General features: G+C 63.3%; 12 protein-coding genes. 11 read left to right on the top strand and 1 reads right to left on the bottom strand.

What is annotated here, in order from left to right; translation table 11 throughout:
- The first annotated feature begins 223 nt into the window (after positions 1-223).
- From DBW_RS17395 to DBW_RS17375, 5 genes are all read left to right on the top strand, one after another.
- The gene (locus DBW_RS17395) at positions 224-1,342 is read left to right on the top strand and encodes a hydrogenase small subunit (RefSeq protein ID WP_082820428.1); all 1,119 of its coding nucleotides are present in this window, start codon (positions 224-226) and stop codon (positions 1,340-1,342) included.
- A 3-nt stretch (positions 1,343-1,345) separates the two neighbouring features.
- Positions 1,346-3,058, top strand: coding sequence for a nickel-dependent hydrogenase large subunit (locus DBW_RS17390; protein ID WP_066729368.1), 1,713 nt, complete (start codon positions 1,346-1,348; stop codon positions 3,056-3,058).
- Positions 3,059-3,070: 12 nt separating this feature from the next.
- Positions 3,071-3,727 (top strand): Ni/Fe-hydrogenase, b-type cytochrome subunit, encoded by a 657-nt coding sequence (gene cybH / locus DBW_RS17385; RefSeq protein WP_066729366.1) that lies wholly within the window; start codon positions 3,071-3,073, stop codon positions 3,725-3,727.
- Positions 3,724-4,203 carry a HyaD/HybD family hydrogenase maturation endopeptidase gene (locus DBW_RS17380; protein WP_066729363.1) on the top strand — a complete coding sequence of 160 codons (480 nt, stop codon included), beginning with the start codon at positions 3,724-3,726 and terminating at the stop codon, positions 4,201-4,203. The genes cybH and DBW_RS17380 overlap by 4 nt, the downstream gene beginning before the upstream one ends.
- 90 nt (positions 4,204-4,293) lie before the next feature.
- Positions 4,294-4,695: a c-type cytochrome gene (locus DBW_RS17375; protein WP_066729360.1), complete on the top strand. Its 402-nt coding sequence runs from the start codon at positions 4,294-4,296 to the stop codon at positions 4,693-4,695.
- A gap of 103 nt (positions 4,696-4,798) precedes the next feature.
- On the opposite strand, the gene DBW_RS17370 is transcribed toward DBW_RS17375, so the two are convergent.
- Entirely contained in the window at positions 4,799-6,652 is a 1,854-nt protein-coding gene (locus DBW_RS17370) for a phosphoenolpyruvate carboxykinase (GTP) (RefSeq protein WP_066729358.1), read from the bottom strand.
- Positions 6,653-7,024: 372 nt separating this feature from the next.
- Here DBW_RS17370 and pckA point away from each other — a divergent pair, with 372 nt between their 5' ends.
- The 6 genes from pckA to DBW_RS17340 all read left to right on the top strand — a co-directional run bounded on the left by pckA (position 7,025) and on the right by DBW_RS17340 (position 15,501).
- Positions 7,025-8,599, top strand: coding sequence for a phosphoenolpyruvate carboxykinase (ATP) (gene pckA, locus DBW_RS17365; protein ID WP_066729352.1), 1,575 nt, complete (start codon positions 7,025-7,027; stop codon positions 8,597-8,599).
- Positions 8,600-8,917: 318 nt separating this feature from the next.
- The gene (locus DBW_RS17360) at positions 8,918-9,694 is read left to right on the top strand and encodes an NRDE family protein (protein WP_066729350.1); all 777 of its coding nucleotides are present in this window, start codon (positions 8,918-8,920) and stop codon (positions 9,692-9,694) included.
- A gap of 166 nt (positions 9,695-9,860) precedes the next feature.
- The gene (gene lon / locus DBW_RS17355; RefSeq protein ID WP_066729349.1) at positions 9,861-12,236 is read left to right on the top strand and encodes an endopeptidase La; all 2,376 of its coding nucleotides are present in this window, start codon (positions 9,861-9,863) and stop codon (positions 12,234-12,236) included.
- Positions 12,233-13,228: a thiamine-phosphate kinase gene (thiL, locus tag DBW_RS17350; RefSeq protein WP_066729347.1), complete on the top strand. Its 996-nt coding sequence runs from the start codon at positions 12,233-12,235 to the stop codon at positions 13,226-13,228. Before lon ends, thiL begins: the two co-directional genes overlap by 4 nt.
- A gap of 78 nt (positions 13,229-13,306) precedes the next feature.
- On the top strand, positions 13,307-14,161 hold the full coding sequence (locus DBW_RS17345; protein WP_066729345.1) for a CheR family methyltransferase: 855 nt from the start codon (positions 13,307-13,309) through the stop codon (positions 14,159-14,161).
- Between the two features lie 68 nt (positions 14,162-14,229).
- Positions 14,230-15,501 carry a methyl-accepting chemotaxis protein gene (locus DBW_RS17340; protein WP_066729343.1) on the top strand — a complete coding sequence of 424 codons (1,272 nt, stop codon included), beginning with the start codon at positions 14,230-14,232 and terminating at the stop codon, positions 15,499-15,501.
- Positions 15,502-15,503: the final 2 nt, after the last annotated feature.

Raw genomic sequence — 15,503 nt, 5'->3', positions numbered from 1 at the left:
GTTGCGAGCCACCTTGAAACGTATACGGGACCCGCTTCGCTATCTGGTATAACGTATACATTATCTGATTAAAATGCCCTTGACACGGTTGGCGGGAGCCGATATTAACAGTGTTATATTTTTCTCCTGGGAATTCCCAGCTGCGGGATTTCCGGGTCCTGTCTGTTATAGTAAAAGCGTTTTAAAAAGTTTTTCTTCATCTCTTGAAAAGGAGGTCAGCTCGATGAAAAGCGAGGAACAGCCGGTCCCGGTTTCGATACCGGAAGAGATTCTGCAGCGGGTGGAGGCGAAAGGGATCAGCCGTCGCGACTTCATCAAGTTCTGCACGGCCACGACGGCCGCCCTGGCTCTGCCGATGAGCCTGCTGCCCAAGGTGGCAGAGGCGGTCGAGGACAAGCGGCTGCCGGTCATCTGGCTCGAATTCCAGAGCTGCAGCGGCGATTCGGAAGCCTTTCTACGGGCCAACCAGCCGACTGCCGGCGACATCATTCTCGATCTGATCTCCCTGGAATATTCGGAAGTGGTGATGGCGGCTGCCGGTCACCAGGCCGAAGCGGCGAAGAAGGCTGCGGTAGAGAAGTACAAGGGAAAATACGTCTGCATCGTCGAGGGGGCGATCCCCACCGCCGACGGTGGCGTCTACTGCACCGTCGGCGGCGAGAGTGCCATCGACTCCCTCAAGTATGTGGTCGGCAACGCCATGGCCACCATCTGCGTCGGCACCTGCGCCTCCAACGGCGGCATCCCCGCTGCCGCCCCCAACCCGACCGGGGCGATTTCGGTGATGGAGGCGCTCCCCGGGGCGGCCATCGTCAACCTGCCGGGCTGCCCGGTCAACGCCGAGAATCTCACCGCCACCCTGGTGCACGTCCTCACCTTCGGCAAGCTGCCGGCGGTCGACAGCCTGCGCCGTCCCAAGTTCGCCTATGGCAAGCGCATCCATGACAACTGCGAGCGCCGCGCCCATTTCGATGCCGGCCAGTACGCCGAGGCCTTCGGCGACCCCGGGCATCGCCAGGGGTGGTGCCTCTACAAGCTCGGCTGCAAGGGGCCGGAGACCTTCCACAACTGTCCGACGGTGCGCTATAACGAGGGGACGAGCTGGCCGGTCATGGCCGGGCACGGCTGCATCGGTTGCAGCGAGCCGCAGTTCTGGGACACCATGAGTCCCTTCTACCGGCGTCTGCCGCAGGTTCCGGGCTTCGGTGTCGAGGCGACCGCCGACAAGATCGGCCTCGGCCTGGCGGCGGCGACCGCCCTGGCTTTTGGTGCCCACGGGGTGGCGAGCGCCTTCCGCAAGGGAGATACCATGGAATCCGACAAGGTGAAAAAGGAGGACTAATTCATGTCGACAAAAATAGCAGTCGATCCGGTGACCCGCATTGAAGGGCACCTGCGGATAGAGGCCCAGATCGAGGGGGGGAAGATCACCAATGCCTGGAGCTCTTCCACCGCTTTCCGCGGCATCGAAACGATTCTGAAAGGGCGTGACCCGCGCGATGCCCATCACTTCACCCAGCGCTTCTGCGGGGTCTGCACCACCGTCCACTCCATGGCGAGCATCCGCTGCGTCGAGGATGCCCTGAAGATCCAGATTCCGGACAATGCCCGGCTGATCCGCAACCTGATCATGGGGATCCAGGCGGTGCAGGATCACGTCATCCACTTTTATCACCTGCACGCCCTCGACTGGGTCGACATCACAAGCGCCCTCAAGGCCGATCCGGCAGCGACCGCCAAGCTTGCCCAGTCGATCTCCAACTGGCCGCTGTCGAGCGTGACCTATTTCAAGGGGGTGCAGGACCGGATTGCCGCCTTCGTCGGCACCGGGCGCCTCGGCCCCTTTCAGAACGCCTACTGGGGGCACAGCGCCTACCGCCTCCCCGCCGAGGCTAACCTGATGGCCGTCGCCCACTACCTGGAGGCGCTGGAGTGGCAGAAGGACATCATCAAGATTCACGCCATCCTCGGCTCCAAGAATCCCCATCCGCAGACCTTCCTGGTCGGGGGCATGGCGATCCCGGTCGATCCCGACAGCCAGAATGCCATCAACGCCGACAAGGTTGCCTACATCGGCAAGCTCTTGAAGAAGGCGCGGATCTTCGTCGAGCAGGTCTACATCCCCGACTTGCTGGCGGTCGCCTCCTTCTACAAGGAATGGGCCGGTATCGGCGGTGGGGTCGGCAACTTCCTCACCTACGGCGATTTCCCCATGGACAACGCGGGGGGAACCGACAATCTCTACTTTCCGCGCGGCGTGATCATGGCCAAGGACCTGGCCAACGTCATGACCATGGACGAGCAGAAGATCACCGAGTATGTCACCCACTCCTGGTACAACTACTCCAAGGGGGACGACAAGGGACTCCATCCCTACGACGGCGAGACCAACCACAAGTACACCGGTCCCAAACCGCCTTACGATTTCCTCGACACCGAGGGGAAATACTCCTGGGTCAAGGCGCCGCGCTACCTCGACCAGCCGATGGAGGTCGGTCCGCTGGCCCGCATGGTGATCGCCTATGCCAAGGGGCACAAGGAGGTCACGGATACGGTCAACTTCGTCCTCGGCAAGCTCGGTGTCGGCCCGGCGGCCCTCTTTTCGACCCTTGGCCGCACCGCGGCCCGCGGCATCGAAACCCTGCTCCTCGCGCAGCAGAACGAAGGCTGGCTCAACCAGCTCGCCGACAACATGGGGCGCGGTATTCTCGAGGTCCACAATGGCGAGAAGTGGGACCCGGCCACCTGGCCGAAGGAGGCGCGCGGCTTCGGCTACCACGAGGCACCGCGCGGCGCCCTCGGCCACTGGATCCGCATCGAGAACGGGGCCATCGCCAATTTCCAGGCGGTTGTACCGTCCACCTGGAACGCCGGCCCCCGGGACCCGATGGGCCAGATGGGACCCTACGAGTCGGCCCTGATCGGCACGCCGATCGCCGATCCGGAGAAGCCGCTGGAGATCCTGCGGACCATCCACAGCTTCGACCCCTGCCTGGCCTGCGCCGTTCACGTCCTCGATGGCAAGGGAACGGAAATCATCCGGGTCAAGGCCCTGTAAAGGAGAACCGCCATGCTCGAAATACGCTACGTATGGGAATGGCCGGTCCGGCTGACCCACTGGGCTAACGTCCTCTCCATTGTCGTGCTGTCGGTGACCGGCTTTTATATCGGCGCCCCCTTCATCCAGGTTTCCGACCCTTCCCAGTACGTGATGGGCTGGATGCGCTTTATTCATTTCTCTTTTGCCTATCTCTTTACGGTCTCGATTCTGGCCCGGCTGATCTGGGCTTTCTTCGCCAATCACCACGCTTCCTGGCGCGCTTTCTTTCCGCTCCTTTTCAAGGAGGGGCGGAGCAACGCCTGGAAAATGTTCCGCTACTACACCTTCAGCGGCCGGCAGATCGCCTACGAGGTCGGGCACAACGCCCTGGCGGCGACGGCCTACTCGGGGGTGATGGTCCTCTTCCTGCTTCAGGTTGCCACCGGCTTCGCCCTCTACGGCCAGTTCGAACCGGGCGGGCTGTGGGCGTCGATCTTCGGCGGCATCAACGCCCTGATCGGGGTGCAATGGCTGCGGCTGATTCACCATCTCATCATGTGGCTGCTGATCGGCTTCGGCATCCATCACGTCTACAGCGCCTGGCTGATGGACGTCAAGGAGCGCAACGGCACCGTGGCGAGTATCTTTGGCGGCTACAAGTTCATCGAGCCGCGGGACCTCGAATGAGCCTGCTGATCCTCGGACTGGGAAACGCGGTGATGAGTGACGACGCCTTCGGTGGCCGGGTGATCGCGGCCCTGCAGCAGCGCTATCGCTTCTCCGAACGGGTAACGATCCTGGACGGTGGTACCCTCGGGCTCGATCTCCTCCCCCACTTCGAGGGGGTCGATAGGCTTCTGATCATCGATGCCCTGGAGATGGGCGCGGCGCCGGGGAGTATCTTCCGCCTGGTCGGCGAGGAGGTGCCGCGGGCCTTTGCCAGCAAGCTTTCGGTCCACCAGATGGGAGTACAGGACCTGCTGGCGGTCTGTGAGCTGCAGGGACATCTTCCCGCCGAGCTGGTGGTCTGGGGAGTGCAGCCCGGATCGATCGAGATGGCAATGGAGCTGACGCCGGCGGTGGCCGCAGCCGTCGAGGGGGTGGTCAGCGCAGTCGTCGGCGAACTGCAGCGCTGGGGCGAGCTGCCGCAGGCGGCAGCCTGAACCGAAACCAGGATAGAGTCGAAAGGGGGCGCCGTTGGCGCCCCCTTTCGACTCCCCCCGGGGATAAATCCCGGGTCGAGGGAGGCCGGGATGAAATTTTACTTCACTCTCGCAGCACTTGCGGCGCTGACCCTGGTTGCCTGTCAGAACAGCACGCCCACCTATCCGGCGCGCCAGCCGCCCCCGGGGCTTCTCGAAGCCCCTGACGCCATTGCCGCTGGCGCCCGGCTCTTTGTCAGCCGCTGCGCCAGCTGCCATGGCAAAACCTCGGAGGGGCGCAGTCCGCGTGCCGACTTTTTCCAGCCGCCAGCCCCCGATTTTTCCGACCCGGTCTACCAGCACAAGGATCCGGCCTATCTCTTCTGGCGGATCGAAGTCGGAAAAAATGCCGAGCCGTTTCGTTCGCAGGGCTCGGTCATGCCGGCCTGGCGCGGACTTTCCGATCGGGAGATCTGGCAACTGGTGGCTTACCTGAAAAAGCGCTCCGTTTAGCCGGAGGGTGGGGGGCGTCGATCTTCCCCCCTTGGCACAGCAGCAACAAGAAGGGCCGGAATAATCCGGCCCTTCTTGTTGCTGCTGGTGCTGGAGCGCGCGGTTATTCGTTCCACCCCTCCGGATGAACATCGCCGATCTGCTCCCAGCGTTCGGGGGAGCGCCAGAGGCTGGAGATGATCAGCTCACGCATGCGCAGGAATTCCTTGGGCAGCTTGTCGAACATCTTGAGGAAGAGTTCCTCGTGGGAGAGGACCTCGGCCTGCCAGACTGCGCGGTCGACGGAGGTCAGGGTCTTGAACTTCTCGCGGCTGATGTCGAGTCCGTCCCAGTCCATGTCCTCAAAGCGCGGCATCCACCCCAGCGGACTCTCCACGGCCCCGGTGCGCCCCTGGATACGTTCGATGATCCATTTCAGGACGCGCATGTTCTCACCGTAGCCGGGCCAGGCAAATTTGCCGTTTTCGTCCTTGAGGAACCAGTTGACGCTGAAGATGCGCGGCGGTTTCTGCACCGAACGGCCGACGTTGAGCCAGTGGCCGAAATAATCGGCCATGTGGTAGCCGCAGAAGGGGAGCATGGCAAAGGGATCGCGGCGGACGTTGCCGGTGGCGCCGACGGCGGCGGCGGTGGTCTCCGAGCCGAGGGTGGCAGCGAGGTAGACGCCGAAGTTCCAGTTGAAGGCCTGGTAGACGAGCGGGATGGTGTCCTTGCGGCGGCCGCCGAAGATCATGGCGCTCAAGGGGACCCCCTTCGGGTTCTCCCAGTCGGGGTCGATCGACGGGCACTGGCTGGCCGGAGAAGTGAAGCGGGCGTTGGGGTGGGCGGCCGGGCGGCCGCAACCGGGGGTCCAGGCATTCCCCTGCCAGTCGGTGAGTCGGGCCGGCGGCTCCTTGGTCATCCCCTCCCACCAGACGTCGCCATCCTCGGTGAGCGCCACGTTGGTGAAGATGGTGTTGGCGGCACAGGAGGCCATGGCGTTGGGGTTGGTGTCGACCGAGGTGCCGGGGGCGACGCCGAAGTAGCCGTACTCGGGGTTGATGGCGTGCAGGGTGCCGTCGGCGGCCGGCTTGATCCAGGCGATGTCGTCGCCAATGGTGGTGACCTTCCACCCCTTTTTCTGGAACGACGGCGGCGGGATCAGCATGGCGAAGTTGGTTTTGCCGCAGGCACTCGGGAAGGCGGCGCCGACGTAGGATTTCTGTCCGTCCGGTGACTCGACGCCGAGGATCAGCATGTGTTCGGCCAGCCACCCCTCATCGTAGCCGATCCGAGAGGCGATGCGCAGGGCCAGGCACTTCTTGCCGAGCAGGGCGTTGCCGCCGTAGCCGCTCCCAAAGGACCAGATCGACCGCTCCTCGGGGAAGTGGACGATATATTTCTCCGGGTTGCAGGGCCAGGGGACATCCTTCTCGCCGGCCGCCAGCGGGGCACCGATAGAGTGGAGGCAGGGGACGAAGTCGCCGTTGCCGAGGACATCGAGGACCGCTTTCCCCATCCTGGTCATGATGCGCATGTTGACGACGACGTAGGGGGAGTCGGAGATTTCCACACCGATCTTGGCGATCGGTGAACCGAGCGGGCCCATGCTGAAGGGGATGACGTACATGGTCCGTCCCTGCATGCACCCCTTGAAGAGGGCGTTGAGCTTCTCCTTCATCTCCTTCGGCGGCATCCAGTTGTTGGTCGGCCCGGCATCGTTCCTGGAGATGCTGCAGATGAAGGTCCGGTCCTCGACCCGGGCGACATCGATCGGATCGGACCAGGCGAGATAGCTGTTGGGCCGCTTTTCCGGATTCAATTTGCGGAAGGTGCCGCTCGCCACCAGTTGCTCGCAAAGGGTGTCGTACTCTTCCTGCGATCCGTCGCACCAGTGGATGCGGGCCGGTTGGCACAGGGACGCGACTTCCTCGACCCATTTGAGCAGCTTGGCATTTTGGGGAACGTCATAACTCATCGGAAGACCTCCTTCGGAAGAACGTTGATCTGACGGGATGCCGGGCGCACCCGCACAGAGTAGCACTATATCTTACTGTGTTTCCGCAGAACTAAATTGGTCTCCCCGAAAGAAGGCTGTGGTGAGAGAGAAAACTGTCCCTGCCGATTGTAAAACGGAAGCGTAAATAATTTTAGCGATATTTTTGAAATATTTTTCTTTTCTATTGAGGATAAATTTGTTAAGACCTTTCGGGGCCAAATCCGTGACCGGCTTCGAGAATTTTGGAATTTTTTCACATATCTGGACGACGCATCCTCCCGCGCCGTCCATGAACATCAACGAGCGGTTGCTCCCCGGCGACCCGACTCCACGCAAACAAGGGTGATGAAGATGATTCAGGCAAAAGACCTTGGGCTGAAGAGCGTTGGCACCATCCACCACAACCTCGGTTTCGACGACCTTTTTGCGCACGAAAAGCGCAACAACGAAGGGCGCGTCGCCGACAACGGCACCATGATGGTCGATACCGGCAAGTTTACCGGCCGTTCCCCCAAGGACAAGTACTTTGTCCACCAGCTCCCCTCCTTTGCGAATATCGCCTGGGGCAAGGTCAACGTCGCCATGGCACCGGAAATCTTCGACGAACTGCATGCCGAGGTCCTCGACTACCTGGCGGGGAAAGACCTCTACGTCACCGATGGCTTTTGTGGTTCCAACGAAAAGACCCGCAAGTCGGTCCGCTTCGTTACCGAATTCGCCTGGCAGGCCCACTTCGTCAAGAACATGTTTATTCGCCCCGGCCAGGAGGAGATGGCCGCCTTCGCCCCCAACTTCACCGTCTACAACGCCAGCAACCTGGTCAACAAGAACTGGGAGAAACACGGGCTTAATTCGGAAGTCTTCGTCGCCTTCAACATCGAAAAGAACGTCGCCATCATCGGTGGCACCTGGTACGGCGGGGAGATGAAGAAGGGGATCTTCACGATGATGAACTACTGGCTGCCGCTGCAGGGAATCCTCTCCATGCACTGCAGCGCCAACGTCGGCAAGGCCGGCGACGTCGCCCTCTTCTTCGGCCTCTCGGGAACCGGCAAGACGACCCTCTCTACCGATGCCGCCCGCAAGCTGATCGGTGATGACGAGCACGGCTGGGACGACGACGGTATCTTCAACTTTGAGGGGGGGTGCTACGCCAAGTGCATCAACCTCTCGGCGGAGAGCGAGCCGGAGATCTACGGTGCCATCCGCCGCAACGCCCTGCTCGAGAATGTCGTCGCCAATGACGACGGCATCATCGACTTCGACGACCGTTCCAAGACCGAAAACACCCGCGTCTCCTACCCGATCGAGCATATCGACAACCACGAGCCGACCCTCAAGGCCGGTCATCCGAAGAACATCATCTTCCTCACCTGCGACGCTTTCGGCGTGCTGCCGCCGGTCTCCAAGCTGACCAAGGAACAGGCGATGTACTACTTCCTCTCCGGCTACACCGCCAAGGTCGCCGGTACCGAGCGCGGCGTCACCGAGCCCCAGGCGACCTTCTCGGCCTGTTTCGGCGAGGCCTTCCTTCCGCTGCACCCGACCGTTTACGCCAAGCTCCTCGGCGAGAAGATGGAAAAGCACGGCGTCAATGCTTACCTGGTCAACACCGGCTGGGCCGGCGGTGGTTACGGGGTCGGCAAGCGCATGAGCATCAAGGCGACCCGCGCCTGCGTCAACGCCATTCTCGATGGTTCCATTGAAAACGCCGAGTTCGACCAGACCCGCTGGTTCCGCCTGAATATCCCCAAGGCTCTGCCCGGGGTTGACAGCAACCTGCTCAACCCCCGCAATGCCTGGGCCGACAAGGAAAGCTTCGATGCCACTGCCAACAAGCTCGCCGGGATGTTCATTCAGAACTTCAAAAAGTACATGAAAGATGGTGACGACTTCGATTTTACCCAGGCCGGCCCGAAGGTCTGAGCCGAGCGCATTCCAGTCACAGCAGATAAAAAGGGCGGTCCAGATGGGCCGCCCTTTTTATCTGGTCGATTTTCAGCGGCGAGGCAGTTGAATCATGCGAGTCAGAGATGGAGAGCTGCCATCACATGTTTTCCTCCCCACGGAAGTTGCGGGTGCTGCCCCCGCTATCAGGCGTCGGCAGGTCACGGAGCGGGAGCCAGGTCAGGAAAGTCCGCAGGGAGAGGGGAAATCCGTTCCATTGCCGGCCGAACCTCTGTTACCCTCAGGTTAGGTTCGTCTTTTTCCGGAGATAGTCCTGCCAGCGAAGGGCCCGTTGCCATGTGTCTGATCCTCTTGGCCTGGAACTGCCACCCCGAGTATCGGCTGGTCCTGGCCGCCAACCGCGATGAATTTCACCGTCGACCGACCGCACCGGCCACCTGGTGGAGCGATCCGCCGGAAATTCTGGCGGGTCGGGACCTGGTCGGCGGCGGGACCTGGTGCGGCGTCGATCGGCGTGGGCGCTGGGCGGCGGTGACCAACTTCCGCGATTTTCGCGACCCGGACCGGCATCGCAGTGATGCGCCTTCCCGGGGGTTGCTGGTGCGGGACTTTCTCTCCTCCGGCAGGGAGCCGAGGGACTGGATCGCGACGCAGGCGCCGATGGCGCAGGACTACCATGCCTTTAACCTCCTTGCCGGCAACCGCGACCAGGTTGCCTGGTTCAGCAGCCGTGGCGGCGCCGCCACGGTTTTAACTCCCGGCATCCACGGCCTGAGCAACGCCCTGCTCAATACCCCCTGGCCGAAGGTAACCAGCGGCAAGGCGGCCCTGGCGAAGCTCGTGCAGGAGAACCGGGTGAACCCAGGGTCGCTCTTCACCCTGCTCGCCGACCGCACCCCGGCGGCCGCTGCCGACCTGCCCGATACCGGGGTCGGTCTGGCCTGGGAACGGCTCCTTTCGTCGCGATTTATCTGCAGCAGCGACTATGGAACCCGCGCCTCGACCCTGCTACTGATCACGGATTCCGGTGCCGTCGAATTTTTCGAGCGCAGTTTCACTGCCGGCGGGGTTTGTCAGGGGGAGGTGCAGGAGCGCTTCCAGATCCGGCCCTGAGCAGCACAAAATGCCCCAAGTCCCCGAGACCAGAAGATAATTGCGGCTGGACATAAGCCGGTGCATCCGGTATCTTGTCCGAAACCCCAGTGCCTGTCGCTGCCGGTTGGCGGCCCCGGACAGGGCACGGAGGTAGCGGCCTGCCCCATTGCGTTATCGGTCCGGCATGCATGCCGGCAGAGAGGTCTTACGTTTGGCAACCAGTCCGGAAAAGAAAGATATCCAGATTCCTGATGAACTTCCCCTCCTCCCGGTGCGGGATGTCGTCATCTTCCCTTACATGATCCTCCCCCTCTTCGTCGGCCGCGAAAAGTCGGTTGCCGCCATCGATGCGGCACTGGCCAGCGATCGCCTGATCTTCCTCGCCACCCAGAAGGACCTCGGCGAGGAGGAGCCGGTTCCGGAGTCGATCTACACCACCGGTACGGTGGCGATGATCATGCGCATGCTCAAGCTCCCCGACGGCCGCCTCAAGGTCCTGATCCAGGGCCTTGCCAAGGGGCGCATCGAGCGCTTCAATGCCACCGAACCCCATTTTACCGTGCAGATCGAACAGCTGAAGGAGACCCCCCAGGACGAGCTCCCCCTCGAAGTCGAGGCGCTGATGCGCACCGTTCGTGACCAGCTCGGCCAGATCGTCAACCTTGGCAAGAACGTCGCACCGGAAGTGATCCTGGTGGTGGAGAATATCGAAGAGCCCGGCAGCCTCGCCGATCTGGTGGCGAGCAATATCGGCCTCAAGGTCGCCGAGGCCCAGGAACTGATCGAAATCCTCGACCCGGTGGAGCGGCTGCTGCGTATCAAGACCCTGCTCGCCAAGGAACTGGAGCTGATGACGGTGCAGAACCGCATCCAGAGCCAGGCCAAGGAGGAGATGGGGAAGAGCCAGCGCGAATATTTCCTGCGCGAGCAGCTGCGGGCGATCCAGGCCGAACTCGGCGAGGCCGATCCCCGTGCCGAAGATGTCGCAGAACTGCGCGGCAAGCTCGAACTGGCGAACCTGCCGGAAGAGACCCTGGTCGAAGCCGAAAAGCAGCTGCGGCGCCTGGAGACGATGCACCCCGAGGCCGCCGAATATTCCCTGGTCCGCACCTACCTCGACTGGCTGGTGGAGCTCCCCTGGAGCCACGCCACCCGGGACAACCTCGACCTGAAGAAGGCGCGCCGGGTTCTCGACGAGGATCACTATGATCTCGAAAAGGTCAAGGACCGCATCCTCGAATTCCTCGCGGTGCGCAAGCTGAAGAAGGATCTGAAAGGACCGGTCCTCTGCTTCGTCGGCCCGCCTGGGGTGGGCAAGACCAGTCTCGGCAAGTCGATCGCCCGCGCCCTGGGCCGCGAGTTCGTGCGCATCTCCCTCGGTGGGGTGCGCGATGAGGCGGAGATTCGCGGCCACCGCCGCACCTATGTCGGCGCCATGCCGGGACGGATCCTGCAGGGGATGAAACAGGCCGGCACCAACAACCCGGTCTTCATGCTCGATGAACTCGACAAAATCGGCGCCGATTTCCGCGGCGATCCCTCGGCGGCCCTCCTCGAACTCCTCGACCCGGAGCAGAACCACGCCTTTTCGGACCACTACATCAATCTTCCCTTCGACCTTTCCCGGGTGCTCTTTGTGGCGACCGCCAATGTCATGGACCCGATCCCCTCGGCCCTCAAGGACCGCCTCGAGGTGATCCGCCTCGCCGGCTACACCGCCGAAGAGAAGGTCTTCATCGCCAACCGCTACCTGGTCCCGCGCCAGCTCGAAGCCAACGGCCTGAAGAAGGGGGCGGTGGTCTTCTCCCGCAACGCCCTGCTGCGCCTGATTACCGGCTATACGGCGGAGGCCGGGCTGCGCAACCTCGAACGGGAAATCGGCAGCATCTGCCGCAAGGTGGCGCGCCGCTTCGCGGAAGGGAAGAAGCAGGCGATCCGGGTCAGCGAGAACACCATCGCCCGCTTTCTCGGCCAGCCCCGCTATCTTCCGGAGGAGGAACGCAGCGAGGACGAGGCGGGGCTCGCTACCGGCCTGGCCTGGACCGAAGTCGGCGGCGAAATCCTTTACGTCGAAGTCAACACCATGAAAGGGAAGGGGACCCTGACCCTGACCGGGCATCTCGGCGAGGTGATGAAGGAGAGCGCCCAGGCCGCCCTCTCCTATGCCCGTACCCATGCCGATGAGCTCGGTATCGATCCGGCGGTTTTCGAAACCCGGGATATCCATGTCCACGTTCCGGCCGGCGCGATTCCCAAGGATGGCCCGAGCGCCGGGGTGACCATGGCGACGGCGCTGATTTCAGCCCTCTCCGGCCGGCGGGTAAGCAAAGATGTGGCGATGACCGGCGAGATCACCCTGCGCGGCAAGGTGCTGCCGATCGGTGGCCTCAAGGAGAAGGTTCTGGCCGCCGCCCAGGCCCACATAAGTACCGTCATCATTCCGCACCGCAACCTCAAGGACCTGGAAGAGATCCCGCGCCCCCTGCGCAGCAAGCTGAACTTCGTCAGCGTGCGGACGATGGACGAGGTCCTGGCCGCGGCGCTGGTCGATCCGGCATGAAGCTGAAGGACCTCGGCGAGTTCGGTTTCATTGATCGCATCCGGAGCGGAGTACGGGACGGGCGCGGGGTGCTGCTGGGGATCGGCGACGACTGCGCGGCCTTGCAGCTCCCGGCCGGGGAGCTGCTGCTGACCAGCAAGGATCTGCTCATCGAGGAGGTGCATTTCCGCCGCGACTGGACCGGCATGGCCGATCTCGGCCGCAAGAGCGTTGCGGTCAATATCAGCGATATCGCGGCCATGGGCGGCACGCCCCACTTCCTCTTGCTTGGGTTGGGTATTCCCACGACCCTCCCCCTGGCCGACCTCGACGACCTGATGGAGGGATTTTGCGCCGCCTGTGACGAATACGGGGTGACCCTTGCCGGCGGCGATACCTGCCGGTCGCCGGGGCCGCTGCTGATCTCGGTCACCGCCGCGGGGAGCATTCCGCCGGGGGAGCTGGTGCGGCGCTCCGGGGCCGCTCCCGGGGATGGCATCTACGTCACCGGAACCCTCGGCGACAGTGCCCTGGCGCTCTTCGACCTGCAGCAGGGGCGACCTCCCGACCCGGAACTGCTGGCGCGGCACCATCGCCCCACGGCGCGCAGTGCCGCGGGGCGCAGCTTCGCCGCGGGCGGACTGGCGACGGCGATGATCGATCTCTCCGACGGTCTGCTCGCGGATCTCGGCCATATCCTGGCGGCGGCGAACGCGGGGGCCCTGCTGGACGCCGCCACTCTGCCGCTATCGGCCGCAACCGAAGCCCGGCTGCGGCAGGCGCCGGAACTTTTTGACCTGGTGCTCGCCGGCGGCGAGGATTATGAACTGCTGCTGACCGTCGCCCCGCACCACGAGGAACGGCTTGCCGAACTGGTGCGCGACTGGTCACTGCCGGTCAGCCGCATCGGCCAGGTTACGCCGCCAGATGGCGGCCTGCTGGTGAAAGACCGGGAGGGTGGCATCCGCCCGATGCAGCCGCGAGGATTCAATCACTTTTCCGGCCAGGGTTAGCAACCCCGGCGCCGGAAGGGCGGGTGCTACGGTCGTTGGACCGATGTTTGCTAGCTTTGAGATTGCCTGGGGGGCCTGTTGCGAGATCCGTCGTCAAATCATGTACCCTTTGTCGGCAGCGAATTCCCCGACGCCGAGTTTGATCGTCTGCGCGAGCTGCTGCTGGCCCGGCGCGGCTTCGACCTTGGTATGTACAAGGACCGCTGTGTCAAGCGCCGGATCGCGGCCAGGGTGCGGGCCTGCGGCTTCAGTGCGGCGCTCCCCTATCTGGCTTGGCTGGAGCATAATGAGAGTGAACTGGACCCGTTGCTGGCGGCCATTACCATCAACGTCTCCCAGTTCTTTCGCAACCCCTCCACCTTCCAGACCCTGCAGCAGGAGGTCCTGCCTGCCCTGGTGAAAAACGCCCGCGCCGCCGGCGAACGCCGGTTGCGGCTCTGGAGTGTCGGCTGTGCCAGTGGCGAAGAGCCTTACTCGCTGGCGCTGCTGGTCGAGGCGCTGCCGGTCCAGGACCTGGAGATCGAAATCTGGGGGAGCGACATCAGCGCTCCGGCCCTGGCCCAGGCGGCGGCCGGCTATTACGACGAGCAGCGCCTCGGTGAGGTGCCGGCGGCAATGCGGGAGCGTTGTTTCGTGGCCGAGGGGCGTGGGCTGCGCCTGCGTGAGGAGATCCGCAAGCGGGTGAAGTTCCAACAGCAGGATATCCTCGGCGAGGGGGCCTACCCCAGGGCCGCCCTGATCCTTTGCCGCAACGTGCTGATCTATTTCTCCCGGGGTGACCAGGAGCGAATCCTGCGGCGCTTCGCTGACGCCCTGGGTGCGGGAGGGTATTTGGTCCTGGGACGGGCGGAAACCCTGCTCGGCGAGATTCGGCAACGCTTTGCCGCCGAATACCCGGAGGAGCGGATCTACCGCTCTCTACCCGCCCCCTGAGCCCCGGCCCCGGTCAATGCCAATGAGAATTGCCTGCCAGTGAAGCTGTCTTGCGAAGGAGTGGATCGATGCGTGTAGAAATCAGCTACAAATTCATCATGGGATTTATCATCGTGGTGGGCTCTATCGTGCTGCTCAACCAGCTCGTCCCCCATCTCGGTATCCCCGAAGCCTGGCAGCAGCTGGTCAGCATCGGCTGCGCGATCCTGGTCGGCCTGCTGCTCGGGTGGGCCTTTTCCAAGGCGTTCACGGCCAACATCCGCCACCTCTCGGAGGCGGCCGAGCGCCTCAGCCTCGGTGACCTCTCCAAGGCGATCCGCCTGCGCGGCAGCGCCTTTCCGGATGAAACCGCCGATCTCGCCGGTTCCCTGAACCGTGTCGTGGAGAGCCTGCGCGACCTGGTCGGCACCATCCGCACCTCCGCCAACAAGGTTGCCGAGGCGGCCCAGGGTCTCTCCGCCACCTCGCAGGAGATGACCGCATCGAGCCATGAAGTCTCCAACACCGTCGAGCAGATCAGCCGCGGGGCGGAAACCCAGGCCGAAATGGTCGAACGTTCCTCGCGCCTGATCCGGGAGATGGCCGTCTCCGTCGAGCTGATCGCCGGGGCGGCGAAGAAGGTGGTCGCCGCCGCCAACGAAACCGCCCGAACCGCCCAGGGGGGGGGCGAGACCGCCCGGGTCACCACCGAAAAGCTGCGTCACATTCTCGTCGAGGTGGAGAACAACGGCCAGCAGATCGTCTCTTTCGGCCTCCAGGTCCAGAAGATCGGCAAGATCGTCGACGTCATCACCGGGGTCGCGCAGAAGACCAACCTGCTGGCTCTCAACGCGACCATCGAAGCGGCGCGGGCCGGCGAGTACGGCCGTGGCTTCGCCGTTGTCGCTGAGGAGATCCGCAAACTGGCCGATTCGACCAGCGAATCGGCCGGCGAGATCACCAGTCTGATCGAAGCGATCCGTGAGCAGGGAGGGCAGGTGCAGGCTTCGATGAAGCAGACCATGGTCGAGATGGACGCCGGCCGAACCGCCCTCGATTCGACGGTGACCGCCTTCGACCAGATTATCGAGACGGCGGCCAATACCCAGACCAAGGCGACCAGCATCGCCGAACTTTCCCAGAAGCAGACGCAAGGGGCCGGCAAGATGGTTGAGGCGATCGACGAGATTTCCAAGGTCGTGGCCGACAACGCTGCGGCGACCGAGGAGGTTTCGGCGGCGACCCAGCAGCAGACCGCCTCCATGGAAGAAATGGCCCACTCGGCCCAGGACCTCTCGGCCCTGGCCGACCAGCTGCTCGACGCGGTACGACGCTTCCAGCTTGGCAGCGAACGGGGCTGAGG

Origin of the sequence: Desulfuromonas sp. DDH964 (assembly GCF_001611275.1) — a bacterium.
In the GTDB taxonomy this organism is placed as follows: Bacteria; Desulfobacterota; Desulfuromonadia; order Desulfuromonadales; family DDH964; genus DDH964.
The sequence above is the reverse complement of the archived record's forward strand: the minus strand, read 5'-3'. Positions and strand labels throughout refer to the sequence as shown.

What these genes read in the sequence shown, in the direction of transcription:
- DBW_RS17395 (WP_082820428.1), top strand. Translation starts at nt 224, where the DNA reads ATGAAAAGCGAGGAACAGCCGGTCCCGGTTTCGATACCGGAAGAGATT.
- DBW_RS17390 (WP_066729368.1), top strand. Translation starts at nt 1,346, where the DNA reads ATGTCGACAAAAATAGCAGTCGATCCGGTGACCCGCATTGAAGGGCAC.
- cybH (WP_066729366.1), top strand. Translation starts at nt 3,071, where the DNA reads ATGCTCGAAATACGCTACGTATGGGAATGGCCGGTCCGGCTGACCCAC.
- DBW_RS17380 (WP_066729363.1), top strand. Translation starts at nt 3,724, where the DNA reads ATGAGCCTGCTGATCCTCGGACTGGGAAACGCGGTGATGAGTGACGAC.
- DBW_RS17375 (WP_066729360.1), top strand. Translation starts at nt 4,294, where the DNA reads ATGAAATTTTACTTCACTCTCGCAGCACTTGCGGCGCTGACCCTGGTT.
- DBW_RS17370 (WP_066729358.1), bottom strand. Translation starts at nt 6,652, where the DNA reads ATGAGTTATGACGTTCCCCAAAATGCCAAGCTGCTCAAATGGGTCGAG.
- pckA (WP_066729352.1), top strand. Translation starts at nt 7,025, where the DNA reads ATGATTCAGGCAAAAGACCTTGGGCTGAAGAGCGTTGGCACCATCCAC.
- DBW_RS17360 (WP_066729350.1), top strand. Translation starts at nt 8,918, where the DNA reads ATGTGTCTGATCCTCTTGGCCTGGAACTGCCACCCCGAGTATCGGCTG.
- lon (WP_066729349.1), top strand. Translation starts at nt 9,861, where the DNA reads ATGCATGCCGGCAGAGAGGTCTTACGTTTGGCAACCAGTCCGGAAAAG.
- thiL (WP_066729347.1), top strand. Translation starts at nt 12,233, where the DNA reads ATGAAGCTGAAGGACCTCGGCGAGTTCGGTTTCATTGATCGCATCCGG.
- DBW_RS17340 (WP_066729343.1), top strand. Translation starts at nt 14,230, where the DNA reads ATGCGTGTAGAAATCAGCTACAAATTCATCATGGGATTTATCATCGTG.